At 54.5% G+C, this 24,029-nt stretch carries 24 protein-coding genes and 1 tRNA gene; 9 read left to right on the top strand and 16 right to left on the bottom strand.

All coding sequences use genetic code 11. The features are described 5' to 3' along the window. The first annotated feature begins 41 nt into the window (after positions 1-41). From greA to DTF_RS0103185, 4 genes are all read left to right on the top strand, one after another. On the top strand, positions 42-518 hold the full coding sequence (greA, locus tag DTF_RS0103170) for a transcription elongation factor GreA (RefSeq protein WP_027714143.1): 477 nt from the start codon (positions 42-44) through the stop codon (positions 516-518). 87 nt (positions 519-605) lie between these two features. Then, complete coding sequence (locus DTF_RS0103175) at positions 606-809, top strand: DUF1858 domain-containing protein (RefSeq protein ID WP_027714144.1); 204 nt, start codon at positions 606-608, stop codon at positions 807-809. Between the two features lie 7 nt (positions 810-816). After that, positions 817-2,997: an ATP-dependent DNA helicase RecG gene (gene recG, locus DTF_RS0103180; RefSeq protein ID WP_081702768.1), complete on the top strand. Its 2,181-nt coding sequence runs from the start codon at positions 817-819 to the stop codon at positions 2,995-2,997. 46 nt (positions 2,998-3,043) lie between these two features. Further along, positions 3,044-4,030: a serine/threonine protein kinase gene (locus DTF_RS0103185; RefSeq protein WP_027714146.1), complete on the top strand. Its 987-nt coding sequence runs from the start codon at positions 3,044-3,046 to the stop codon at positions 4,028-4,030. A gap of 41 nt (positions 4,031-4,071) precedes the next feature. On the opposite strand, the gene DTF_RS25110 is transcribed toward DTF_RS0103185, so the two are convergent. From DTF_RS25110 to DTF_RS0103210, 4 genes are all read right to left on the bottom strand, one after another. After that, the gene (locus DTF_RS25110) at positions 4,072-4,464 is read right to left on the bottom strand and encodes a hypothetical protein (protein ID WP_051360812.1); all 393 of its coding nucleotides are present in this window, start codon (positions 4,462-4,464) and stop codon (positions 4,072-4,074) included. Between the two features lie 331 nt (positions 4,465-4,795). Continuing rightward, positions 4,796-4,996 (bottom strand): cold-shock protein, encoded by a 201-nt coding sequence (locus DTF_RS0103195; RefSeq protein WP_027714147.1) that lies wholly within the window; start codon positions 4,994-4,996, stop codon positions 4,796-4,798. 254 nt (positions 4,997-5,250) lie between these two features. Then, a complete protein-coding gene (locus DTF_RS0103200) occupies positions 5,251-5,451 on the bottom strand; it encodes a cold-shock protein (RefSeq protein WP_027714148.1) in 201 nt (66 codons plus the stop codon). A 248-nt stretch (positions 5,452-5,699) separates the two neighbouring features. Next, positions 5,700-6,461, bottom strand: coding sequence for an NlpC/P60 family protein (locus DTF_RS0103210; protein WP_051360814.1), 762 nt, complete (start codon positions 6,459-6,461; stop codon positions 5,700-5,702). A 253-nt stretch (positions 6,462-6,714) separates the two neighbouring features. Here DTF_RS0103210 and DTF_RS0103215 point away from each other — a divergent pair, with 253 nt between their 5' ends. Further along, a complete protein-coding gene (locus DTF_RS0103215) occupies positions 6,715-6,981 on the top strand; it encodes an antitoxin (protein ID WP_027714150.1) in 267 nt (88 codons plus the stop codon). A gap of 111 nt (positions 6,982-7,092) precedes the next feature. After that, the gene (locus DTF_RS0103220; RefSeq protein WP_027714151.1) at positions 7,093-8,331 is read left to right on the top strand and encodes a M20 family metallo-hydrolase; all 1,239 of its coding nucleotides are present in this window, start codon (positions 7,093-7,095) and stop codon (positions 8,329-8,331) included. Between the two features lie 199 nt (positions 8,332-8,530). On the opposite strand, the gene DTF_RS0103225 is transcribed toward DTF_RS0103220, so the two are convergent. The 11 genes from DTF_RS0103225 to DTF_RS0103275 form a co-directional block, all read right to left on the bottom strand. Further along, positions 8,531-9,457: a mechanosensitive ion channel family protein gene (locus tag DTF_RS0103225; RefSeq protein ID WP_027714152.1), complete on the bottom strand. Its 927-nt coding sequence runs from the start codon at positions 9,455-9,457 to the stop codon at positions 8,531-8,533. 198 nt (positions 9,458-9,655) lie between these two features. Then, positions 9,656-9,732: transfer RNA gene (locus DTF_RS0103230), tRNA-Pro, on the bottom strand. Positions 9,733-9,956: 224 nt separating this feature from the next. Beyond that, positions 9,957-10,388 (bottom strand): ACT domain-containing protein, encoded by a 432-nt coding sequence (locus DTF_RS0103235; protein ID WP_027714153.1) that lies wholly within the window; start codon positions 10,386-10,388, stop codon positions 9,957-9,959. A gap of 31 nt (positions 10,389-10,419) precedes the next feature. Then, positions 10,420-11,718: a phenylacetate--CoA ligase family protein gene (locus tag DTF_RS0103240; protein WP_027714154.1), complete on the bottom strand. Its 1,299-nt coding sequence runs from the start codon at positions 11,716-11,718 to the stop codon at positions 10,420-10,422. A 135-nt stretch (positions 11,719-11,853) separates the two neighbouring features. After that, entirely contained in the window at positions 11,854-12,777 is a 924-nt protein-coding gene (locus DTF_RS0103245; protein WP_035055568.1) for a hypothetical protein, read from the bottom strand. Beyond that, positions 12,777-14,468 carry a Na/Pi cotransporter family protein gene (locus DTF_RS0103250; protein ID WP_027714156.1) on the bottom strand — a complete coding sequence of 564 codons (1,692 nt, stop codon included), beginning with the start codon at positions 14,466-14,468 and terminating at the stop codon, positions 12,777-12,779. The genes DTF_RS0103245 and DTF_RS0103250 overlap by 1 nt, the downstream gene beginning before the upstream one ends. Positions 14,469-14,767: 299 nt before the next feature. After that, positions 14,768-15,343, bottom strand: a complete 576-nt coding sequence (locus tag DTF_RS21655; RefSeq protein WP_155890692.1) for a cyclic nucleotide-binding domain-containing protein — start codon at positions 15,341-15,343, stop codon at positions 14,768-14,770. 45 nt (positions 15,344-15,388) lie between these two features. Next, positions 15,389-15,664, bottom strand: a complete 276-nt coding sequence (locus tag DTF_RS0103260) for an HU family DNA-binding protein (protein WP_027714157.1) — start codon at positions 15,662-15,664, stop codon at positions 15,389-15,391. A gap of 123 nt (positions 15,665-15,787) precedes the next feature. After that, a complete protein-coding gene (locus DTF_RS0103265; protein WP_027714158.1) occupies positions 15,788-17,083 on the bottom strand; it encodes a lipopolysaccharide assembly protein LapB in 1,296 nt (431 codons plus the stop codon). 12 nt (positions 17,084-17,095) lie between these two features. Further along, complete coding sequence (locus tag DTF_RS0103270) at positions 17,096-17,662, bottom strand: helix-turn-helix domain-containing protein (RefSeq protein WP_027714159.1); 567 nt, start codon at positions 17,660-17,662, stop codon at positions 17,096-17,098. 55 nt (positions 17,663-17,717) lie between these two features. Beyond that, positions 17,718-18,284 (bottom strand): helix-turn-helix domain-containing protein, encoded by a 567-nt coding sequence (locus DTF_RS0103275; RefSeq protein WP_027714160.1) that lies wholly within the window; start codon positions 18,282-18,284, stop codon positions 17,718-17,720. A 188-nt stretch (positions 18,285-18,472) separates the two neighbouring features. Here DTF_RS0103275 and bioB point away from each other — a divergent pair, with 188 nt between their 5' ends. Genes bioB through bioA form a run of 3 tightly spaced genes read left to right on the top strand, consistent with a single transcriptional unit; the run spans position 18,473 to position 21,565 of the window. Then, positions 18,473-19,456, top strand: a complete 984-nt coding sequence (bioB, locus tag DTF_RS0103280) for a biotin synthase BioB (RefSeq protein WP_027714161.1) — start codon at positions 18,473-18,475, stop codon at positions 19,454-19,456. After that, entirely contained in the window at positions 19,446-20,198 is a 753-nt protein-coding gene (gene bioD, locus DTF_RS21660) for a dethiobiotin synthase (protein WP_051360818.1), read from the top strand. The genes bioB and bioD overlap by 11 nt, the downstream gene beginning before the upstream one ends. Positions 20,199-20,215: 17 nt before the next feature. Further along, positions 20,216-21,565, top strand: a complete 1,350-nt coding sequence (bioA, locus tag DTF_RS0103290; protein WP_027714162.1) for an adenosylmethionine--8-amino-7-oxononanoate transaminase — start codon at positions 20,216-20,218, stop codon at positions 21,563-21,565. Between the two features lie 91 nt (positions 21,566-21,656). On the opposite strand, the gene DTF_RS21665 is transcribed toward bioA, so the two are convergent. Further along, the gene (locus DTF_RS21665) at positions 21,657-23,798 is read right to left on the bottom strand and encodes a carboxy terminal-processing peptidase (protein ID WP_051360820.1); all 2,142 of its coding nucleotides are present in this window, start codon (positions 23,796-23,798) and stop codon (positions 21,657-21,659) included. Positions 23,799-24,029 lie beyond the last annotated feature (231 nt).

Below are 24,029 nucleotides of genomic sequence, written 5' to 3' on the forward strand. Positions count from 1 at the left end.
GACGGGCGGGGAAACCCGCCCGATGAATTTAAGGATGATTCATGTCCCAATCGATCCCCATGACCCGCGAAGGCTATCAGCGCCTTCAGGAAGAATTGAAGAAACTGACCCGCGTCGAACGTCCCAAGGTGGTTCAGGATATCGCTGAGGCCAGAAGCCACGGAGACTTGTCTGAAAACGCGGAGTATGATGCGGCAAAAAATCGCCAGGGGTTTATCGAAGGGCGGATCAAGGAGCTCAATGACAAGATCGCTCGGGCTCAGGTGATCAACCCGGCGGAACTCGATATCGACAAGGTTGTCTTCGGGGCAACGGTGACCCTGTTTGATTCCGATTCGGGCAATGAGGTGACTTATCAGATCGTCGGTGAGGACGAGGCCGATATCAAGATAGGTAAGATTTCCGTGACTTCGCCGGTAGGCAAAGCCCTTATCGGCCACCGCCTCGATGACGAAGTGCGGATCAAGGTCCCGTCCGGGATTAAGATTTACGAGATCATCGATATCAAATATGAGTAAGGCGGTCCTTAGTTTTAAGTTTAGGTTTCAAGCACAAGTCTTTAACTTAAAACGATAAACCTGAAACGATAACTTTTGAGGAAATCCATGTCAGATAAAATCCATAAAAAAATGACCTTCCATCAGGTGTTGCAAATGAGTCCGGAGGTGGCCAAGGTCCTCGGCAAGTTCAACCTCGGCTGCGTCGGCTGCATGGGGGCAATGAACGAGACCCTGGAGCAGGGCGCCATCGCCCACGGTCTCGACGTCAACGACATCCTCCGCGATCTAAATGCCATTTTTCCGCAGTAAGAGGTGAATGATGAGGGGTGAGGAGAGCAGGCTGAAAAGCGCACCTCCCGCTCCATGCCTCACGCCTCGCAATCCTCTTGCCACTCCCCTGGAGAAGATCCGCGGGATCGGTCCGCGTCTGGTCGGAATTTTCTCGAAAATGGGGCTTTCCACCGTCGAGGACGCACTTTATACTCTGCCCTTCCGCTATGAGGACCGCCGAAGTTTCCGCCGCATCGGCGAACTGCGTGACGGTCACATCGAGGTCTTTGCCGGCGAGATCGTTGCCGCAGGAGAGTCCTGCACTCCCCGTAAACGCCGCAGACTCTACGAGGTCATCGTCACCGATGGAACCGGCAAAGTTTCCCTCAAGTGGTTCCGCTACCGGCGCGACTGGATGGAGCGTTTCTCCGTCGGCAAACGGGCTGTCTTTATCGGCGAGGTCAAACGATTCGGCAACCTGCGCGAAGTCCATCATCCCGATGCGGAATTCTATGAGGGAGAGCGAAGCCTTGCCGATCTGACCGGTTCAGATCCTTTGAACTACGGTCGCATCCTTCCCGTCTATCCTCTAAGCGAAGGCCTGCAGCAGAAAACAGCGCGCAGGATCTGGAAAGAGATCGTCGACCGCTTCGCCCCGCTGGCCGCTTCTCCGCTCCCCAAGACATTTATCGAAAAACGTGCTCTCATCCCCTTGAGCATTGCCCTACGGGAGGTTCACTGGCCATCCGGCGACATCTCCCCGACCGACCTCGAAAAGGGCCGCGACCCCGCACGCCGTACCCTGGTCTATGACGAGTTCTTTTTTCTCGAACTAGGCCTGGCTCTCAAGCGGCGAGGCGTCGTTCTCGAAGAGGGGATCCCCTTCCAGGTTACCCATCGCTACACCAAGCCTCTGGCGGCGATGCTCCCCTACAGAATCACCGATGCACAGCGGCGGGTGCTCGGGGAAATCAAGGCCGATCTGATGGCTCCTCATCCGATGAACCGCCTGGTGCAGGGCGATGTCGGCAGCGGCAAGACCATCGTGGCTCTGATGGCGGCATTGGTTGCCATTGAAAACGAAACCCAGGTGGCGGTGGTGGCTCCCACCGAAATACTTGCCGAACAGCATTACTTACAGTTCCGTCACTGGATGGAACTTCTCGGGCTCAGAGTGGTCCTTCTTTCCGGCTCGATGAAGGGAAAGGAGAAGAAAGGAGTTCTGGAGCAGGTCCGGAACGGTGAGGTCCACATGCTCGTCGGCACGCATGCCGTCCTTCAGGAAGGGGTGGATTTCCATCGCCTCGGTCTGGGTATCGTCGATGAGCAGCACCGCTTCGGTGTACGCCAGCGGGGTATTCTGCGCCGCAAGGGAGAGAATCCCCACATCCTGGTGATGACCGCCACCCCGATTCCCCGGACTCTCTCGCTCACTCTCTACGGGGATCTGGCCCTGTCGGTGATCGATGAGATGCCGCCGGGACGCACACCGGTGCGAACCCGGGTGGTGACGGACAACCAGCGGGCCCGGGTCTATTCCTTCATTCGATCGGAACTTGCCGCCGGTCGCCAGGCCTATGTCGTCTATCCGCTGGTGGAGGAGTCGGAAAAGAGCGACCTGCTGGCTGCCAGTGAAGGAGCCGAGCTGCTGCGGAGAGAGGTCTTTGCCGATTACCGGGTTGGTCTTCTGCACGGGCGAATGAAGCCCGAGGAGAAGGAGGAAACAATGGAGTCCTTCAAGAGCCGGGAACTTGATGTGTTGGTGGCGACCACGGTGATCGAGGTGGGTATCGATGTTCCCAATGCCACGGTAATGATGATCGAGCATGCGGAGCGCTTCGGTCTCGCCCAGCTGCATCAGCTGCGGGGGAGGGTGGGCCGGGGGACCGAAAAGAGCACCTGCATTCTTTTGCGTTCATTTCGCTGCAGTGAAGACGGGATGAAACGGCTGCGGGTCATGAGTGAAACCACCGACGGGTTCCGCATCGCTGAGGCCGACCTGGAGATCCGCGGTCCCGGCGAGTTCCTGGGAACCCGCCAGGCGGGAATGCCCGATTTTCGCGTCGCCAACCTGCTGCGCGACGCCCGGGTGCTGGAAGAGGCGAGAGAAGACGCTTTCGAACTTGCCAATGACCCAGCTTTCACGGAAGATCCGAAATATTCCGAGATGCGAGAGACCCTCTTCGATCGTTGGGGGAACCGGCTGGAGCTTGCCAGCGTGGGGTAGCTCGTCCTTCATCAATATCTGAGGTTTAGTTTTGAATACTGGAAAGATGACAGAGAAGCTGCACCCCTTCGAATCCCTGACGCCCAGTTTCATCATGGATGCCATCGAGAGCCAGGGGTATGTCTGCGATTGCCGGACACTGACCCTGAACAGCTACGAAAACCGGGTCTATCAGGTCGGCATCGAGGATGGCGAGCCGCTCATCGCCAAATTCTACCGTCCGGGCCGCTGGAGCGACGAACAGATCATGGAGGAACATCGGTTCTGTTTTGAGCTCACTGAGAATGAGCTGCCCGTGGTCGCTCCCCTGATGAACGACCATGGAGAAAGTCTCTTCCGATACGGAGATTTTCGCTTTGCCCTCTATCCCCGAAAGGGAGGGCATGCCCCGGAGCTGGACGATCTGGGCAATCTGCTGATCATGGGGCGTCTGCTCGGCCGTTTGCACGCCGTCGGGGCCGTCCGTCCTTTTATTGATCGCCCCCGCCTCGATTGCCGGAGTTTCGGCCGTGACAGCGCGGCGCTGATCAGCGAAGGTTTCGTGCCGGCGGACTACAAGGCCAACTACGACGCCCTGACCGCCGATCTTCTGGACGGCATCGACGGGATCATGGGTTCGGATCAGGGGATCCGCTACATCCGGGTCCACGGCGACTGCCACAGCGGCAATATTCTCTGGAGGGAAGATGCTCCTCACATTGTCGATCTTGACGATGCCCGCATGGCTCCTGCCGTACAGGATATCTGGATGATGCTTTCAGGCGACCGCATCAGACAGGCGGCTCAACTGGGCGAAATCGTTGATGGCTACAGCGAATTTCATGATTTCCATCCCCGGGAGTTGCGCCTGATCGAAGCTCTGCGATCCCTGCGCATGCTTCATTTTTCGGCCTGGCTGGCCCGGCGCTGGAACGACCCCACCTTTCCGCGGCATTTTCCCTGGTTCAATACACCGCGCTACTGGGGCGAACATATTCTGGAATTGCGGGAACAAATTGCCGCAATAAACGAACCCCCGCTGCAGATAGTTTAGCCGTTGATATCTTCCGAGTGGCGCCTGAGGAGGAGTCGCGATTATTCCCAGAATTTCCACCATTTTCTGCTATGCTCTTCCCGCATCTTTTGTCCCTGCTCGGAACCTTTGTCTTTTTCCGTACGCTCCTGTTTCATCTTTTTTTCCTGCTGCTTTTCCAGACCCTGTGGCGGAGTCTCCTCTTTCTTCGTCTCATCGCGATGCCTTGCTTTGTCCATCCGTTCGAGAGCCTTTTCGTCCCGCTCCTTCATCTCCTCTCTTGACTCACTTTGCGCCACTCGACTGCGAACGGCTTCTGCTGCTGAGGTACGGTCGGGCGATCCGATCGCATCCCCCTTTTTCTCGTTCTGTTTCGCCGTACTGCTGAAGGCCAGAACGAGAACGAAGATTGCCGAGAGTGAAAATTGAAAGGCTGCTCTTGTGATTCGCGTCATGAGGATCTACTCCTTTCGCGAGTTAATTTGAATCCGCTATTTCCAGCTCATTCAATTCGTCCACGGAAAATACTTGGGTTGCATAGTAAATCCTATCCCATTCCCTGTGACTGTCAATCGGTTCAAGTTGGGTGTTTTGAACATGCAGCGGCAAACTTTGAGATAAAAAGAAAAAATTTCAGCTTTTTAATTGGAGGACTACTTAGCTTTTAACATTGGAGGTGAGATGATTTACACCATTACGTTTAGGGGTGAATTCGATCTGTATAATTTAAAAAGGGCGTCACGGTAACCCGCGGCGCCCTTTTACTTCGATTCAATACTACCGCTCCTACATCCTGCGGACGTTGGCCGATTGAGGCCCTTTCTGTCCCTGGACGACATCAAAGCTGACCTTTTCACCTTCGCTCAGCGATTTGAATCCATCTCCGTCGATCTGGGAGAAATGGACAAAAACATCGGGGCCGTTTTCCTGCTCAATAAACCCGAAGCCCTTCGCATCATTAAACCATTTGACCGTTCCCTGAGCCATTTTCTCACTCCTCTTTTCCCTTTGGGATGTGTAGTAGACCGTTACTGGTCCGTTCGAATCGTCGGGAGAAATTGTAACAAGTTTTTTTAAAAAAAAATGACCGCGGGGATTTTTTTTACACAGCGAAAATATGCCAGGAGGCGTTTTGGCAATGCTTCTGGAGTTCGTCTTAGTCCGACCTCGGCCGGTGTTGAAAAAAAAGAGCCCCCCGGACATCCGGGGGGCTCTTTAAAAAACGATGCGTCAAAAAGTTTTTAGATTTTACGCACGTTGGACGACTGGGGGCCCTTCTGGCCCTGAACGACGTCGAAGCTGACGCGGTCGCCTTCGGCCAGAGATTTGAAGCCGTCGCCCTCGATCGCGGAAAAATGAACGAAAACGTCGGGACCGTTATCCTGCTCGATGAAGCCAAATCCTTTAGCGTCGTTAAACCATTTGACAGTACCTTCAGCCATTTTGAACTCCTCTGTTATTCCCTCTGGGAATCTTGTTGTTGTGCAAATTTCCAGCCCTAACAAAAAACCACACGCCCAAGGAAGGCTGTGTGGTTTGTCCAACTGACGCACTGTCAATTTTTCCGGCAACGAAACTTTACACAAGCTTTCTTAAGTTGAAAAACATTATCACAGGGATAAACAAAAAAGCAAGTGGTTTCAGGAAAATAATTATTTTTTTCCGAGCGGCCTCCAACATCGGGGCCGGCTCAAAAGTAGGTCCTTGCTCCCGCATACCTCTGCTTGAAATAGGCGCTGTCCAGGTCTGCGATCTTCACGCTCTTCCCCGGTCGTGGTGCGTGGATGAATTTGCCGTAGGCGATATAAATGCCGACATGGGAAACCTTGCGCCCGCGTTCTGTGGAAAAAAAGACAAGATCACCCTTTTTCAGGTTCTGTCGATCCACATGTCGTCCAGCCTTGAACTGTTGGTTGCTTTCGCGAGGAAGTTTGAGCCCGTTGAGTCGGTAGACCGCCATGGTCAAACCGCTGCAGTCAAAACCCTCGTCGGCAAATTCTCCACCCCTGGAGTAGGGGACACCGAGGAATCGCGTGGCGGTATCGACCAGGTTGCTTCGAATTCCATCACTGACGTCTCCTTGAGGAGAAACAATAAGGTAATTCTCGATCTTTCCCATCTTCTGCAGGCCTGCGGCTTCCCTGGAGGCGTTGTCAAAGGTTGAAAAATCGCCGAACCGTACCTTATATAGTCCTGATTCATCGCAGAAAAAATAAGCGTCAAGACCCTCGGCGCGCAATGCCTTTTCCAGGCGCCTCGCGTTTTCGGGGATTGAAAAGGCGCCGATCTGAACGGAATATGCAATACGTCCGATTGCAGAGCCGGAAATCAATGATTCGGATTTCTCATCCGGATCAGGAAGGGTTATGCTCTTCCTGATCGGTGTCGGGGAAGCGCAGCCGAATAGCATTGTCGACAGCAGGGCAATAATAATGATTCCGGCCGAAGGCATACGTCATTCCTGGTCGAATGATCCGCTTCACGAAAGCAATAGGCGGCAACAAGAAGAAGAGGGGGCGCAGCGATTTAAGTTAGCATATAATTGCATGAATTCTGTCAGCATGTAAACATGGCATGTGCTTATTTCCAAAAAAATGAATCGAGAAAGCATTAATGCCTGAATGGAGATTGAGACAAGCCTTTGGGGTTTTCGGCAAAATCAAGCCGTGCTAGTGTGTAGACCAAAAATATCGAGGTGATTAAAAGTGAAGCATGATGAGATTTATCGCACCGCACTTGAGAGATGGGGGACAGAAGCCCAGTACGATCAGGCGGTGGAGGAGTGCGCGGAATTAATTGCTGTGCTCAAACATTTCCGTAGGGCCAAGGTGGATGAGAAAGCCGTCATCGATGAATTGGCCGATGTTTCGCTGATGCTTGGGCAATTGATTTACATGTTCGGACCGGAGAAGGTAGAGCGGGCCATTCAGGAAAAAATAATGAAGCTGAAGGTGCTTCTTGATGCCGACTGAGGTGAATGGAAGAGAAAGAAAGGCCACCTATAAAGCTCATCCTGTTTATGGAAAATCCTCTGTATATCATCGATTCCAGAATCAAATTTCAACATTTTAAGGGCAAGCGAAATGAAGATACGGATAGACCGGATCGAAAGAGACTTCTTCAATATGACCGAATTCGGGAGGCTGGATAACGGAGGCGTCACCAGACTCGCTTTCAGCGAGGCGGATCTCCGTGCCCGAGACTACCTTCGACATTCAATGGAGGCCGCCGGTCTGGAAGTTATGGTGGATGCCGCGGGGAACATGCGCGGTCGGCGCGCAGGAAGAGAATCTCTGCCTGCGGTGATTATGGGATCTCATCTAGACACGGTGCCGAATGGTGGCCATTATGACGGAGTGATAGGGGTTCTTGCCGCTCTGGAAGTGGCAAGGGTAATGGACGAGCAGCGCATCAGAACCAGACGTCCGGTGGAGGTGGTCAATTTCTCCGCCGAAGAATCCAGCCGCTTCGGTGTGGCCACCCTGGGAAGCAAGGCCCTTACCGGAGACTTAAAGAAGACCGATATCGACCGCCTGATGGATGAAGAGGGAATCAGTCTGGGCAGCGCCTTATCAAAAGCAGGATTTTCTTTGAAGGATATTAAATCGATTCGCCTCCAGAAAGGGGAGATCCATGCATATCTTGAACTGCACATAGAACAGGGTCCGGTGCTTGAAAATGCCGGAATTCCTGTTGGGATAGTCACCGCCATTGCCGCTCCCACTCGTTTCAAGGTGATCGTCAGAGGGCGCGCGGACCATTCGGGAACAACCCCGATGAACATGCGCCGTGATGCCCTTGCGGCCGCCAGCGAAATCGTTCTTGGCCTTGAGCGTATCGCCGGCAGAGAGTCCGGCGAACATACCGTCGGCACGATCGGCTATCTACGGGTGGCGCCCGGAGTGATGAATGTGGTTCCGGAGCGGGTGGAACTCGGAATCGATCTGCGCGATATCGATGGTGGAGAAAAGAAGAGGGCGGTGGCCAGGGTTCTCGATCTCATGAATGAAATCGCCGATCGCCGGAATGTCGAGATCGACAGGGAAGTCCTTACTGATGATGAGCCGGTCCCGATGTCCGGTAAAATCATCGATCACTTGAAGAAGACAGCCAAGGAAGCGAACATCCCGTATCTGACTATGCCGAGCGGAGCCGGTCACGATGCCATGAATCTGGCACGGATTACCGATGCCGGAATGATTTTCATTCCAAGCATTCACGGCATCAGTCACAACATCGCCGAAAAGAGCCGGATGGAGGATATCCGCCAGGGTACCGAACTGCTCCTGCGCGCCATCGTTTCCCTGGCAGACGAGCGTTAGGCCTCGTATTTACCGCATCGCAATCTAAGTTTACATAATATTCGTTATGCGACGTTACGTATGGAGTGTATTTAGCGGTTTGATGGCTTCATAAGGATATTTCCAAAGGAATCAGAACCATCCCCCTTCCATGGATGCATACCTGGAAGATGCTCAGAGGGCAAATTTCGCAGGTTTTTCTAAGCATTCATCGAGAAGTTTATTTTGTCTTTTCCCTGCCTTTTTTTTCCAGGTGCTCCATCGCCTCCACAGCGAACGGTTTACTCGCTTCGCCGAAATAGATGGAACGATGGGGAAACGGAATCTCGATTCCTTTTTCATCAAAGGCGTACTTGATCCTCCGATTAAATTCGCGCCCTACCATCCACTGGCGAATTGGCCTTGTCTTGATGCGACCTTTTATGATGACGGCGGAATCTGCGAATTTGTCGACACCCATGATTTCAGGGTCCTCCAGTATCAGAGGCCCATAGGTTTCATCCTTTTGCATACCGACAAAGACTTCTCGCATCACCTCCGTTACCTTGTCGGTGGATTCCTTATATGCGACTCCGATTTCAAATACGTAGGCGGACCATTCGTTCGTCATGTTGCTCAAGGTGGTTACCGTACCGTTCGGAAAGACATGCACCACACCCGATATGTCACGCAACACGATGGTCCTGAAATTGATTTCCTCAACGATGCCCCCGGTGCCATTGATGATAGCCACGTCTCCGACCCGAACCTGATTTTCAAGAATAAAAAAGAAGCCTGAAATAATGTCCCTCACCAGGTTCTGCGCACCAAAGCCGACCGCCAGCCCGAGGATTCCTGCACCGGCAAGAATGGGCCCGATTTCCACACCCAGTTCCTTGAGGATTGTAAGACCAACAATAATCCAGAGGGTCAGATGAACGCCCTGCCGGATCAGTCGCACCAGAGTATCGACGCGCTTGGCGGATTCCGAAGGCGGCTCTCCAGCAACTTCGCTCTTTTTCAGCCAGCGCATTTCCACCCGGTGGAGTACGTTTCTGAGAATTACAAGGGAGATCCAGGCAACCACAAGGATGAGAAATATTCTTGCGCAGGTCCTTATGACCGTCTGCCAGTCGAAAGCATTTATCAATTCAAGAAAAATATCCACAGCAGACCTCTTGAAAGTGTTTTGTGATTGATACAAGGACCTTAATGATATCAAAATCCTCTGCGAACACAAGTGAAAGCTATTGATTTAATAGGAAAATTTTAAACTTCAGGACCGATATGCATACCTGCCCTGCTGTTGAGAGGAAACTCCAAAAAAAAGAGCCGTGACTTTTCAGTCACCGCTCTTTTTTTTCGTTGGTCGGGGCGAGAGGATTTGAACCTCCGACCCCCTGCACCCCATGCAGGTGCGCTACCAGGCTGCGCTACGCCCCGTCAGCCAACGAGTGGGGATTATGGTTTATTTGCTGTTGATTGTCAAGGAAAAATTCGGCAAAAAACGTACTACTTGAAATAGAAAAATTCCTGTGAGTCCGGTGACTTATCGACTTCACTAGGAATGTTTGCGTGGTTGATCGACCCTGCGCCTTTCTTTCATGGTGGATGAATGGAAGAAGGTTGGATGAACGACATAACAGGCGCTCTTTCGCATAGTCCGGCTACATCCGGGATACGCGTTCGCCCTCCAGAACCGTTATGCCGCTTTGTGTCAGGACCTCCATGGCAGCTTCCGGGTCGTCGAAGCGGAAAATGATGACGGCATTTTCCCCGCAGCGTTCGACAAAAGCATACATGTATTCAACATTTACTCCTGCGCGGTCAAGGATCTGGAGAATGCTGGAAAGCCCCATGGGCTGATCGGGCACCTCGACGGCCACGACCTCGGTCTTGCTGACGGTAAAGCCTCGCTCCTTGAGGGCCGTCTTGGCGGTATCGGTCTTATCGACAATGAGTCTTAGAATGCCGAAATCGGAGGTGTCTGCCAGGGAAAGGGCGCGGATATTCACGCCGGCTTCGCCAAGGGTTCTTGAAACTTCGGCCAGGCGTCCGGACTTGTTCTCGATGAAAACCGAAATTTGTTCTACCTTCATCTGATCCCCCTTGTGTTTTTATCCACTAATCCTAAACGCGTCGGTCAATGACACGTTGGGCTTTCCCCTCGCTGCGGGCTATGCTTTTGGGCTCAACCAGCCGTACTTTGCAGGTGATTCCGAGAAGGTCTTTGATCTCTTTGCGGATCCGTCCCGTGAGGTCCTGAAGAACCTTCACCTCGTCGGAGAAGGTCTGTTCATTGACTTCCACCTGCACCTCAAGAGTGTCGAGGTTCTCTTCACGATCGACGATCAACTGGTAATGCGGTTCAACACCGTCGATATTGAAAAGGACGCTTTCGATCTGGGAGGGGAAGACGTTGACTCCCCGAATGATCAGCATATCGTCGCTGCGGCCGCTCATCCGCTCCAAACGCACATGGGTTCTTCCGCAGATGCAGGGTTCGGGTATCAGGCGAGTGATGTCCCTGGTGCGGTAGCGGATCATGGGAATCCCTTCCTTGGTGATGGTGGTGATCACCAGTTCTCCCTTTTCGCCGGGAGGAAGGACATTGCCGGATTCGGGGTCGATGATTTCCGGGATGAAATGATCCTCCCAGATGTGAAGCCCTTTTTGTGCTTCGAGGCACTCGATTCCCACTCCAGGACCGAGGATCTCCGAAAGGCCATAGATGTCGATGGCCTTGATATTCAGCTTTTCCTCGATCTCTGCACGCATCTGTTCGCTCCAGGGTTCGGCGCCGAAAATGCCGACCTTGAGCTTGAGCTGACGGATATCCACCCCCTCCTCTGCCGCCGCCTCCGCCAGGAAAAGGCTGTAGGAAGGCGTACAGGTCAGAACGGTGGAACCGAAATCCTTCATGATCATGATCTGCTTTTTGGTATTTCCACCGGACATGGGAATGACTGAGGCGCCTATCCGCTCCGCGCCGTAATGGGCTCCCAGCCCCCCCGTAAAGAGGCCATAACCATAGGCGTTGTGAATGACGTCGCCTCGATGGGCTCCGGCGGCGGCGAAGGAGCGGGCCATGAGCTCGGCCCACATCTCGATGTCGCGACGGGTATAGCCGACCACCGTCGGTTTGCCGGTGGTACCGCTGGAAGCATGTATGCGAACAATCTGCTCCAGGGGAACGGCAAAGAGTCCGTATGGGTAATTGTCCCGCATGTCCTGCTTGAGGGTAAAAGGCAGTCGCCGCAGATCGCCCAGGGATTTGACCATGCCCGGAGTTACACCGGCTTCGGTGAAGCTGCGGCGATAAAAGGGGACGGTGGCGTAGACGCGCTCCAATGTGTGCTGCAGACGCCTGAGCTGCAGCGATTCTATAACTTCCCGGGGCAACGTTTCGAATTCGTCATTCCAGATCATCCTGTCCTCACAATCGTAAAAACGCATTATCAGATATTCGCCAGGATTCGAGTAGTGGATTACTTGCCCTAACTCGAAGGCCTCCCTCAAGATTGATTCTGTACGATATGGAGTGTGAGGGGCAAGAAAGTAATGTCAATTCGATTGCCCTCCTCTGTTTCCGAGACTCAGGAGGGCTCCTTCAAGAAGTCCGAAATCGCTGGCCGTTACCTGACTCCATCCGAAATGTTCGAGGATTCCCAGGACAATTCCGAGCCCGGGAAGGATCAGATCCCCCCTCCCCTTTTCCATCCCCGGGAGAGATTCCCTTTCTTCGGAGGAGAGCGGGGCGAGGCTGTTGGCCATCCTTTTGAGGTCTTCGATTCCGAGGACCAGATTGTTGACCCTGCGCCAGTCGTACTGCGTCATTTCGAGTTGCAGTGCGGCCAGGGTGGTCACAGTGCCTGCGGTTCCGACCAGAGTGCTCCCGGCGGCCAACCTTTCCCATCCGGCGGCGGTAAGATCCGCATGAAAACGGTCAAGGATCTGGCCAATTCCAACCGTTTGCTGATCACGACTCGGGACCTGCTCGCAGAGATGGACGACGCCCAGGGGATAGCTGCGCTGGAAGATCGGTTCGCTGCCACAGGTAAGGATGAACTCGGTGCTTCCGCCGCCGATGTCGAAAATCAGACAGTGGTCCGGGCGAGGAGACAGGGCCGAAAGAACACCTCGTGCGCAGAGGGTGGCTTCTTCAATGCCGTCGATGATTTCGAGGGGGATTCGGGCAGCAGAACGGATCTTTTCGACGAAAGAGACGCCATTTGGAGCTTCGCGCAGAGCCGCCGTGCCGACCGCACGTACGGTGTTGACTTCTGAGGACCTGAGGATCTCACCTATTTCGGTCAAGGCGAAAAGAGTTCGTTCCATGGCCTGCGGCGACAGACCCATTTCGGAAGTAAAGCCGCCTCCCAGACGGGTGATACGTCGATAATACCTTTCGGGGACCACCCTTCCGTCGCGCTCCTCGCCAAGAAGCAGACGAACGGTATTGGTTCCGACATCAACGGCAGCGCGCATTATTTTCGCCCGATGACAGCCTCGGCGACGTTATAGGTATGGTCGCCTATCTTTTCAAAATTATGCAGCATGTCGATATAGATCAACCCAGGCAAAACAGCGCATTCGCCGGTGTTGAGGCGAGTAATGTGGTTGTTGCGCAGATTCTCCTCAAGTTCGTCGATAGTCTCCTCCATGTGGTGGGCTTTCTCGAGGATTGTCAAATCCCCTCGTTCCATGGCTGCAAGGACAAAAGAAAGAAATTTTCGGCAGGTTTCCGCGATTTCTGCGATTTCTGCCATGCCCACATCGGAAAAGGCCACCTTCTGGTCTTTTTTCCTGCTTCCCAGGCGCCAGAGATTTTCGCAATGATCACCGACCCGTTCCAGGTCATTGACCATATGCATCATCGAGGCAATGCTCCTCGATGTTTCCTGGGTAATCGACTTCTGTGAAAGAGCTACGAGAAAATCTGTAATTTCTTTCTGCAGCATATCGACAATATCCTCTTTCTTTTCGAGGCCGGGAATCCGTTTTTCATCCTGATCCTGAAGAAAGAGGGCGGTTTCATCGAGCATTTCCAGGGCGATCTGAGCCATGCGTCTGGTCTCGGACTTGGCCTGTCCAAGCGCAATGGGAGGCGTATTGAGAACCCGGTTGTCGATGTATTTGAGATGAAATTCCATCTCTTCTTCCCGCCCTCGGATGAGGAGAGTAGTCAGTTTCGCCAGAACTCCAACAAGGGGAAGGAATATGATGGTGTTGACGATATTGAAGAGGGTGTGGGTGTTGGCGATATGCCGGGCGATGAAAGGCTTGTCGCCGAGGGCCGAGCCCAGGCTTGCCGCCTGCTGCTGGGTCTGCACGACGAAATCTGCTTCGCCCGGGGTGATGCTGGACACGAAGTTCATAAAAAAGGGAAACAGGAGCAGCATGTAGCCGACGCCGATGAAATTGAAAAGAAAATGGGCGAAAGCAGTGCGCCGGGCAGCGAGATTGGTACCGATGGCGGCCAGATTGGCAGTGATGGTGGTGCCGATGTTTTCACCGAGAATGATGGCCACGCTGGCCTCAAATGTCAGCAGGCCGCTTGAGGCCAGAGCCAGAGTTATACCGATACTGGCGGTACTGCTCTGGACAATGACGGTCATGATGGCGCCGATCAGCACGCCGAGGAGATGGTTGTCCCCGATCACCAGGAGCAAGTTCCGGAGTTCCTCGCTCCCTTTGACCGGACCGAAGGAATCCTTCATGATCTGCATGCCGAAGAAGAGGATGCCGAATCCCAGGATGACTTCACCGACGTACATCCATTTTCTGTTCCGGCTGAAGAGCTTCAGAGCCGTGCCGATGCCGATGGCGGGAAGGGCGAATTTGGTGATCTTGAAGGCGATGATCTGGGCGGTGACGGTGGTTCCTATATTGGCGCCAAGGACAACCCCGATAGATTGGACAAGGGACATCAGACCGGCATTGACGAACCCGACCACCATCACCGTCGTGGCGCTGGATGATTGAATAATGGCGGTCACCGCCAGGCCGACCAGGGTGCCGATAAGGCGGTTGTTGGTCAGCGCAGCCAGAATTTTGCGCATCCGGTCGCCGGCGACTTTCTGCAGACCCTCCGACATGATCTTCATGCCGAACAGGAACAACCCCAGTCCCCCCACGAGGCCGAATATGAGGTTCTGGTTGAAAAGAATTCCTAGCATGCTTTCACCCCGTTAAAATCATGATAACTTCAGCGCAAAGGATGCAACCAGAGCTTGAAAAACGGGGTGACTATAGCGGATAGATCATTATTTTTCAATGGAAAAGGGCCGAATGATACGGCAGGAAACTGCTGCAGGGAAGCCGGAACGATCAGCTGAACTCCAGCGATTCAGCAAGGATCAATAAAAATCCCGCTGCTTCGACCATGTATGCATCGGATAGAATGAAATAGGGGGAGAGAAAGGATGGGCAAAGATGTTCTACGGAAAATTATCGCATAAAAAGTGTTTCACCGGTCTCAGCCCTTTTGGCTCAGGGACCAGAGCAGCATTTCCCTGTACTCTTCGCTGTTTTCGCGAACTCGCCGGGAGAAGGTTCGAACGATGTTGCGCATGAGTTTGAGACCGAGTTTTGGATTTTTTTCGCAAAAAGCCTCAAAATCCTTTCTTTGCAGGCTCAAAAGGCAGGCATCCTCAGCAACTCGGGCTGTTGCGGAGCGAGGAGTTCCTTCCAGGATCGCCATTTCCCCAAAGAAATCCTCCGGGCCGAGAATCACGAGGATTTTTTCGTCACCTTCTGCCAGCATCTTTGAGATCTTGATGGTTCCCTGTCCTATGAGATAAAGGGATTCACCAAGCATATTTTCGACAAATACGGTTTTCCCCTCCGTTATCCTTTTTTCCTCCAGGAGCGACTCCAGTGAATCGATCTCCGCATCGGACAACCCTTCAAAGAGGGGACTGTTTTTCATTTCCGCCAATCTACCCATCAGTTCACTACCTTTATTCGACGTTGATTCAGTTCCTCCACAGAACAGTTGCGTACATTGCCAAAGTTCTGCGCGGGAAGGTCTCTGAAGAGAGGCAGGAAGCAACGGAAGAATGATGGTGCTTAACGGCTGGAAGAATTGTCCACAGCCTCAGTTGTTGACCTTCTCGCGAAGTTCCTTTCCCACTTTGAAGAATGGAAGCCTCTTCGGCTTGACTTCGATAACTTCGCCCGTTTTCGGGTTGCGTCCCGTATAGGCTTTGTAGTCCTTGACCACAAAACTGCCGAATCCGCGAATTTCGATGCGACCGCCACCGGAGAGCGTTTCGGCCATTGAGTCGAAGATAAGGTTGACGATTTCTTCCGATTTTTTGTAGGTAAGGGCCTTAGAATTGGCCAGAGATTCCACCAGTTCCGACTTGTTCATATTGCCTCCATGACCTTTGTTGCTGTGGGTCGGAAGCTTTGGAAGCTTTAGGGCTGAGCCGACCCTCAGGTTATTAAAAGTATACACAGCAGGTCGGGCTGTCAATAGAGTAGTCAAGAATTTTCAGGGACTTCCGTGCGTTTTGTCTCCAAGGGCATTCAATAAAACGGAACCCTCCTTTTGAAGTTCCGGATCGAGATCCGGATCGGCCAGAGCGTTATTCAGAAGCTTTATTCCCTCCTTCTTCCAGCCCTTGGCGATGTAGGTTTGAGCAATACGCATCGCCCAGCGGGACTGATCGGTCCCCTGGCGGAGCGCTCCCTTGAAAGTTTCGAGGGCTTTATCTAAATTTTTATTCTGCCGCAGCCAGAACTCGGCAAGCGGGATGGCCACGCCGCCGGAACACCCACCGCCGCCGGGAATCCGTTGCAGGATGACTTCCGCTTCGCCTAACATTCCTGATTTCTCCTGGAGGGACGCCGTGAGAAGAAGAATGCGCGGGTCGGCATTTCCGGCAGCGATTGCCTTGGATCCGTGTTGCAGTGCCTTCTCCGCATGGCCGAGACGGGCGAATAAGGCCGCCAGACCTCCATGACAAAAAGCGGGATCTCCCCCCTTATCCAAAATACTCTCCAGCCTCTTCCGCGCCACATCCTCTTTCCCTCCGGCAGTCTCGAGAGCAATCAGCGTCTCAAGAATAAGGGTGTGGCCGGGGTTGAGGGTCAGGGCTGTTTCCAGTTCCCGGCAGGCACGACTCAACTCTCCAAGACGCGCAAAAAGAGCGCCGAGTTCGAAATGGTACAGATCGTTGCGTTCATTCTGCGGAACCGTTTTGAAAATTTCCGCCGCCTCCTCGTCTCGGCCTTCATGGGCCAGAAGAAAAGCTTTCCGAAAGGCTTCACTGCTTTCGATGCAGGTCGTGGCCATATCTGATGGATAGGAGCTCAGCACCAATTCAAGGCGGGTTATTTCGTCAAGGTGGGGATCGTCTGAATCGTCCTTGTCGGCGGAAACGGGTCTGCCGCTGTCGAAGCATTTCGAACCGCAGCCGGGTGCAGCAGAAGCGGACGGAACGAACCCGGGATTCTCTGCAGTTGACATCGCCTCCTGGGCCTGGATGATACGCCGGGCGAGATGATTGCTTCGCACCTGGGCGGCGGCCAGGGTGAAGTGCTCGGCAGCGCGTTCCCTGTCGCCGCCGCGCAGGCATCCTTCGCCTTCGACAAGATTCAATTCGGCCAGGCCGTCGCCGGCGGACTCCAGCAGCTGATCCAGTTCTCCAGCCGCGTCCGAATCAAGGGCGGTGCGGTCCAGGGCTTCGCCCATGGCCAGGGCGTCAGCCCAGCGTTTTTGTCCGACAGCCTTACGCAAAGCGGCCAGAGGGTCGCTCTGGCCGAAAATTCTCTTGAAAAAATTCATTTGCTTCCGATTTCAGATGATGGTGAAGGGCGAAAGGGTCCAGATAACCTTTGCCTCCCCTTCGCCGATATTGTCCCACCGATGCGGAAGATGGGATTTGAACGAGAGGCTGTCGCCGGCATTGAGTACATGTTTTTCTCCGGCAATGACGACCTTGAGGCGACCCTCCAGAACATAAATAAGCTCATCGCCTGGATGATACATATTTTCCACCCCGCTGCTTCCGCCGGCGCCGACAGTGCAGAAGAAGGACGTGAACTGGGGATCCCTCAGCCCCGAAGTGAACGATTCGGTATGCATGTTATGTTCATCATCGTACACGGTTTTATCACGCTCTCCTGGAGAAGAGAAGACAATTTCGTGAGTAGTCGCCACCTCTTCGACAAAATAATTGATGCTCTTATCGAAGACCCCAGCCAGTTTCATGAGTATCTCCACCGAGGGGATGGTCAAGCCCCTTTCGATCCTGGAGATCATATTAGAGGAAACCAGCGACTTCTCGGCGAGTTCCTGGATGGTCAAATCGTTTTTCAGACGGATGGCTTTAAGTTTCTTTCCGACTATTTTTTTGATCTTCATAAATTCGATCCCCGATTGCGGCGGCTTGCGGCGGAATGATCCCCGGTTTCAGTATTCATTGCGTCACGTTGGGAGCCGGAGAGACAACCCACATCACCAATGTCTGCCCGTCATAACGATTTTCCCAACGATGGGGGAGAGAACCTTTGAAGGTAAGGGAATCTCCCTCCTCCAACTGGTAATGCTCTCCCTCTATAAAAAAGCCCAGCCTTCCTTGAAGAACAAGTGCGAATTCCTCGCCCGAATGGACCATTTCGCCCTCTCCGCTGGTGCATCCATTTTCGAGGGTATCGTAAAATACGGCAAAACTCGGATCACGGACGCCTTGAGTCAGGCTGGTGATCTGGTGTTTGTCCTCAAAGAAGAAAATCGGTTCACCCTCCCCTTTTCGGGTATGCACGACCGTTTTCCCTTTTTCCGCCTCCTCGACAAAGTAATTGATGCTCATCCCGAAGGCATTGGCCAGCTTCACCAGGATCTCCACGGAAGGGATTGTGAGGCCCCTCTCGATCCGGGAGATCATGTTGGAGGAAACCTGCGATTTTTCCGCAAGTTCCTGGATGGTCATGTCGTTTTTGAGACGGGTGGTCTTCAGCTTTTTGCCGATAAGTCCTTTAATCATCTGCGTTCCTTCTGATAAAATAAAATGATGTTCTACCATTTTCCAGGAGGAGTGTCAATACGATATGAGAAAAAGGACCGCAAGAATGGTATTTGGATTGTCAACCGTTAGTCTCTTATGGGTTGACAATCGTGGTCACATCTTTATAATCGGAACGAAAAAAGTCGATCCAAAAGGAGCATGACATGATCAAGAATTCGGCAGATGAACTGCCTGAACGCATCCTGAAGGGGGGAGCCCCCACCGAAGAAGAGGCCCTGAGAATCCTGCAGACCGGCGGGGCGGAACTTACCGCCATCCTGGCAGGCGCTCATCGCATCCGTGAGCGGTTCTTTGGCAATCGCATCGAACTCTGCTCCATCATCAACGCCAAATCCGGACGATGCGCGGAAAACTGCGCCTTCTGCGCTCAGTCGGGACACCACCGGACCGATGTCCCGGTTTACCCTCTGAAGTCACACGAAGACATTGTTCAGGGCGCGCACCGAGCCCAGGCGGATGGGTCACACTGTTACGGCATCGTCACCAGCGGAACCCGGGTGCAGCCCGGCGAGGAGCTGGAGCGCATTCTTTCGGCAATTCGTCAGATCCGCAGCGAAACAACGATAGAACCTTCAGTCTCCCTGGGCCTTCTGAACGTCGAGACGGCAAGGGCTCTCGCCGACGCCGGCTGCGTAACTTACCATCACAACCTCGAGACGGCCCGGTCGTTTTTCCCGAACATCTGCACCACTCACGACTACGAAGAGGATGTTCAGACCGTTCGCCTGGCCAAGGCGGCCGGGATGAAAGTCTGCTGCGGCGGCATCTTCGGACTCGGGGAATCGCTGGAACAGCGGGTGGAGATGGCCTTTACCATCCGGGATCTGGAGGTTGATTCGGTTCCCTTGAACTTCCTCAATCCCATCGCGGGCACACCTCTGGAAGGGGCGAAAAATCTCACTCCACTTGACTGCCTGCGGATCATCGCCCTGTTCCGGTACCTGCTCCCGGATCGCAGGATCAGCGTGTGCGGCGGCCGCGAACCGAATCTGCGGGATTTTCAATCATGGATTTTCATGGCCGGCGCAAGCGGCACCATGATCGGCAATTACCTGACCACCAGCGGCCGGGACCGAGAAGCCGACCTGCAGATGCTTCGGGATGCCGAGGTGGAAATCGATGTCTGCTGATTTGCCGAAGGCCGCAGGCGTCTTCGTCACCGGGACCGACACCGGGGTGGGGAAGACCCTGGTGGCCGCCGCCCTCGCCCGTTTCCTGCGTGAGCGGGGACTCCGGGTGGGAGTCATGAAGCCGGTTGAAACGGGGGTTGCGGATCCCTCCCGTCCCGGCCAGGATGCGGCCCTCCTGCAGTGGTCCAGCGGCAGCGGCGAAGATCCGGAAACCATCGCTCCCTATCGGATGCGCCAACCCCTCGCTCCGTCGGTGGCCGCCGAGAAGGAAGGGGTCCGCATCGATCCGGCGCGGATCATCGATGCGGCCCGCCGCCTGTCGGCAAACAACGATTTTATCATCGTCGAAGGCGCGGGCGGCCTTATGGTTCCCCTTTCGGGAGGTCTGCTCATGGCCGATCTCGCCCGCGATATCGGCTTTCCCCTGCTGGTGGTCTGTCGTCCCGGCCTCGGAACCCTCAACCATACCCTGCTGACCATCTTCGCCGCCCGGTCCATGGAGATTCCCCTGGCCGGCTTTTTCATCAACGGCATGCCGCTGGAGCCCGATCCCGCCGAAGAATCAGCTCCCCACACGCTGGCCTCACTGGCCTCCGCCGACCTGCTCGGGGTACTGCCCCGTGTACAGGGAGATGACCGACAGAAGGTCGTGGCCCTTGCGGAAGAGATCAGCGCTCTGCCCACCCTTCCCTGGCTGCTGGCAAATCTCGAAGTTCCTCGGCAACAGGGGAAACAACTTTAAAGATTGCTATGAAACGAATGGATATTGCAGAGCTTTTAAGGCTTGACCGGGAGCATGTCTGGCATCCCTGCACTCAGCAGAAGGATCATGAGCTCCTCCCACCCATCCCCATCGACCGGGGAGAGGGTGTTCATCTCATCGATTTCGAAGGGAAACGGTATATCGACGGGGTATCCTCCTGGTGGGTCAATCTCTTTGGCCACAACCATCCCCGCCTCAACAGGGCCCTCACCGAGCAGGCGGGTCGCATCGCTCATCACATTTTCGCCGGCTTCACCCACGAGCCCGCGGTGGAGCTTTCCCGACGGCTGTGTGAACTCGCTCCCGGAGCATTGAACAAGGTGTTCTTCGCCGACAACGGCTCCGCCGCCGTAGAAGTCGCACTGAAGATGAGCTTTCAGTACTGGCAGCAGACGGGAATTCCTCAAAAAACCCGCTTCGTCTCCATCACCGAAGCCTACCACGGCGAAACCCTCGGCGCGCTCTCCGTCGGAGGTTGCGAACTCTACCGGGAAATCTACCAGCCGATCCTGCTGGAGGGATTTCAGGTCCAGGGGCCCGACTGTTTCCGCTGTGCCTACGGACTTGAGCGAGACTCCTGCGACGCCCCCTGTTTCGAGCACATGCAGTCCCTGCTGGAGCGGGAGCACGAGAACATCGCTGCGGTCATTATCGAACCGTTGATCCAGGGGGCCGCGGGGATGCGCATCTATCCGCCTGTCTACCTGAAAAAACTGCGCGCTCTCTGTGACGCTTTTGCCGTTCACTATATCGCCGACGAGATCGCCGTCGGCTTCGGCCGCACCGGCAGGATGTTCGCCAACGAGCATGCGGAGGTGGCCCCTGATTTCATGTGCCTCTCCAAAGGGATCACCGGCGGCTATCTTCCTCTCTCGGTGACCCTGACCACCGATGAAATCTACGCCGCCTTCTACGACGACTACGCCTCCATGAAGGCCTTTCTCCACTCCCATTCCTATACCGGCAATCCCCTGGCCTGCGCTGTTGCTGTGGAAGTGCTGAAGATTTTCGAGGAAGAGGATATTCTTTCTTCCCTCGCTCCGAAAATGGCCCTCCTCGATGCCCAGGCCGAACGGTTCGAAGCTCTGCCCCATGTCGGGGAATTCCGTCGCTGCGGGATGGTGGCGGCCGTGGAGATGGTGGGGGAAAAGAAGGGCAAGGTCCCCTATCCATGGCAGGAGCGTCGGGGGCTTGAAGTCTACAGGAAGGCCCTGAACATGGGCGCACTGCTGCGCCCCCTTGGGAATGTTGTCTACTTCATGCCGCCGCTGACCATTGCCGAAGACGAATTGCGGCAGCTTCTGGATATCGCCTTCGCTGCGATTTCGGAGGTCACCGCAGACTAACGGGGTAGGTCGAAGCCAAACCTCCTCTAACAAGAAATGGCAGCCTTTGGGCTGCCATTTCTTGTACGGTTATAAACTTTTAGTATCACCTTTAACGGGTGGCGGAAACCTTGTCCTTGCCGGTCATCAGCAAAATGTCTCCAAGCACAGCCATGGCCTCGCCGGCATAGGGGTCTTCCTTGACAGCTTTAAGCCATTCCTCGGCTGCTTTTCCGGCAGCATCATCTCCCCTGTCGGGATGGGGCGTTTCCCCTTCAACGGTCTTGTCCCCGAACCGCTTGGCCTCTTCTCGTTCGCGGCGCAGATCTTCTATGTTCAGCGATTGAAGGGTCTGCTCCATCTTTTCCCCGGCCCTTCTCGCGGCCTCGGCAACTTCAATGAACTCTTCGTCTGCGGTAACGCGCCGTTCGCTGTTCGCCTTGAGGGCGCCCAGATCGATTCCCCTCTCGTTCCACCTCTGATATTTGACGGAGCCGACGGTATCCCATGGAAGAGAATAGTCGATGTACTGTTCACCCGTCTTGAGATGCTTCAGACGATCCGGAAGGATGATGTCCGGAACCACCCCACGGTATTGGGTGGAGCCTCCACTGACCCGGTAGAACTTCTGGATCGTCACCTTCAGGGCTCCCAGGGGAGAATACTTTTCCATGTTCGGCATGGCATTGCGATAATTCAGGTCGATCATGGCCTGAACCGTCCCCTTGCCGTGCGTATGCTGTCCACCTATGACCACGGCACGCCCGTAATCCTGGAGGGCGCCGGCCAGGATCTCCGAAGCCGAGGCGCTGAACTGGTTGACCAGGACGACTATCGGACCGTCATATTCGACTCCGGGTTCTTCGTCGGAAAGAACCTGAGTCTTGCCGTTGCTGTTGCGCACCTGCACCACGGGTCCCGAATCGATGAACAGTCCGGTGATCGCCACGGCATCGGTCAGGGCGCCGCCGCCGTTGTTGCGCAGATCAAGAACGAGTCCGTCGACCTTACCAGCCTTGAGCTTGATCAGCTCCGCGCGCACGTCATCGGTGGAGTTGCGGCCTTTGCCGCCGTTCTGGGTCTTTTCGAAGTCCCGGTAGAAGGCCGGGATTTTGATATATCCATAGGTGCGGCCCGATTCTTCATCGGTCAGGGTCGTCGACTTGACAAACGATTCCTCGATCTGGACCACATCGCGGACGATCGGCACGACGAGCCGGCTGCCGTCGGGTTTTTTGACGGTCAGCCTCACGACCGTCCCCTTCTTGCCGCGGATCAGACTCACGGCGTCGCGGATGCGCGTGTCGGTGATATCCACCGGCTCCCCGCCTGCCTGAGCCACTGCCAGAATGATGTCCTCGGCATGGAGCTGCCCCTGTCGGTAGGCGGCGCTTCCGGGGATAATCTGGACCACCTTGATGTATCCGTCCTCTTCCTTGAGGGTCGCGCCGATCCCTTCGAGCGAACCGCGCATGCTGATGTCGAAGTCCTCCTTCTGACGCGGCGGCAGATAGTTGGTATGAGGATCAAAAGCCCTGGTTACGACGTTGAAGTAACGGTCGTAATGATCCTGTTCCGTCTCGCCGAGCATGCGGGAGAAAAAATCCTCGTGACTTTTAAGGACCTTCTCCCGTGCTTTGCGAAGCAGCGCTTCCGGTGTTTTTTCCGGATCGTCGGCCTTTGCCGACGAACTCTCGGAGTCATCTTCATCCTCCAGGAGGTTCAGATATCGGGAGAGCACCTGATATTTAAGAGCCTTGCGCCAGCGATCACGGAGCCCTTCGATGTCGTCGCAATATTCCAGTTTTTCCGGATCGGTCTCAACCCCTTCCTTGAGGGTAAAATCGAAATCTTCGGCGAGGATTTCGCCGACCATGCTTTTCACCAGGGCGATCCGCTGGTTCATGATGTCTGCGCTGACTCTCGGCAACGTGATGACGCCCTGGTTGATCTCGTCGTCAATTCTGGTGGCGAAGGACCTGAGCCGGGCAATGTCCTTTTTAAGCAGAAATCTCTTCTGAAAATCGAGCTGTTTGAGGTAGAGATCGAAGGCGGCCAGCGACAACTCGTCATTGATCTGTTTCTGGCTGTAGTGATTGTTGGTGAGCTGCTGCCTGATGAGGTAACTCAGCAGTTTGGTTCTCTGGGCAAGGTAGTCTCCGCGTTCCTGGGCGGTAAAGGACAGGGCAGGAGGCGTCCCGAGTGTGAAGACCAACGCAACGATCAGGAAAGGCTTGAGCCAGGCTCTTATCATGTTTAATTTCGGCGGACCCTCACCGCCCGTGGCGCTGCCGAGGATCCCGCCTTCTCCTTATTGAATTCGGTGACAACTTCATCGCTTAGTTTACCCCCTCCGCCTCATCTTGTGCAACCCTCAGGCGCATTTAAATTCATCGCCTGCGATGAATCTCCGACATGACGCAGGGAGACAGCGGGAGAGGCGTCGGATACCTCGGCCGAGGGAATCAGCAATTGACAGCCACCC

The organism is Desulfuromonas sp. TF, from assembly GCF_000472285.1.
Taxonomy (GTDB): Bacteria; Desulfobacterota; Desulfuromonadia; order Desulfuromonadales; family ATBO01; genus ATBO01.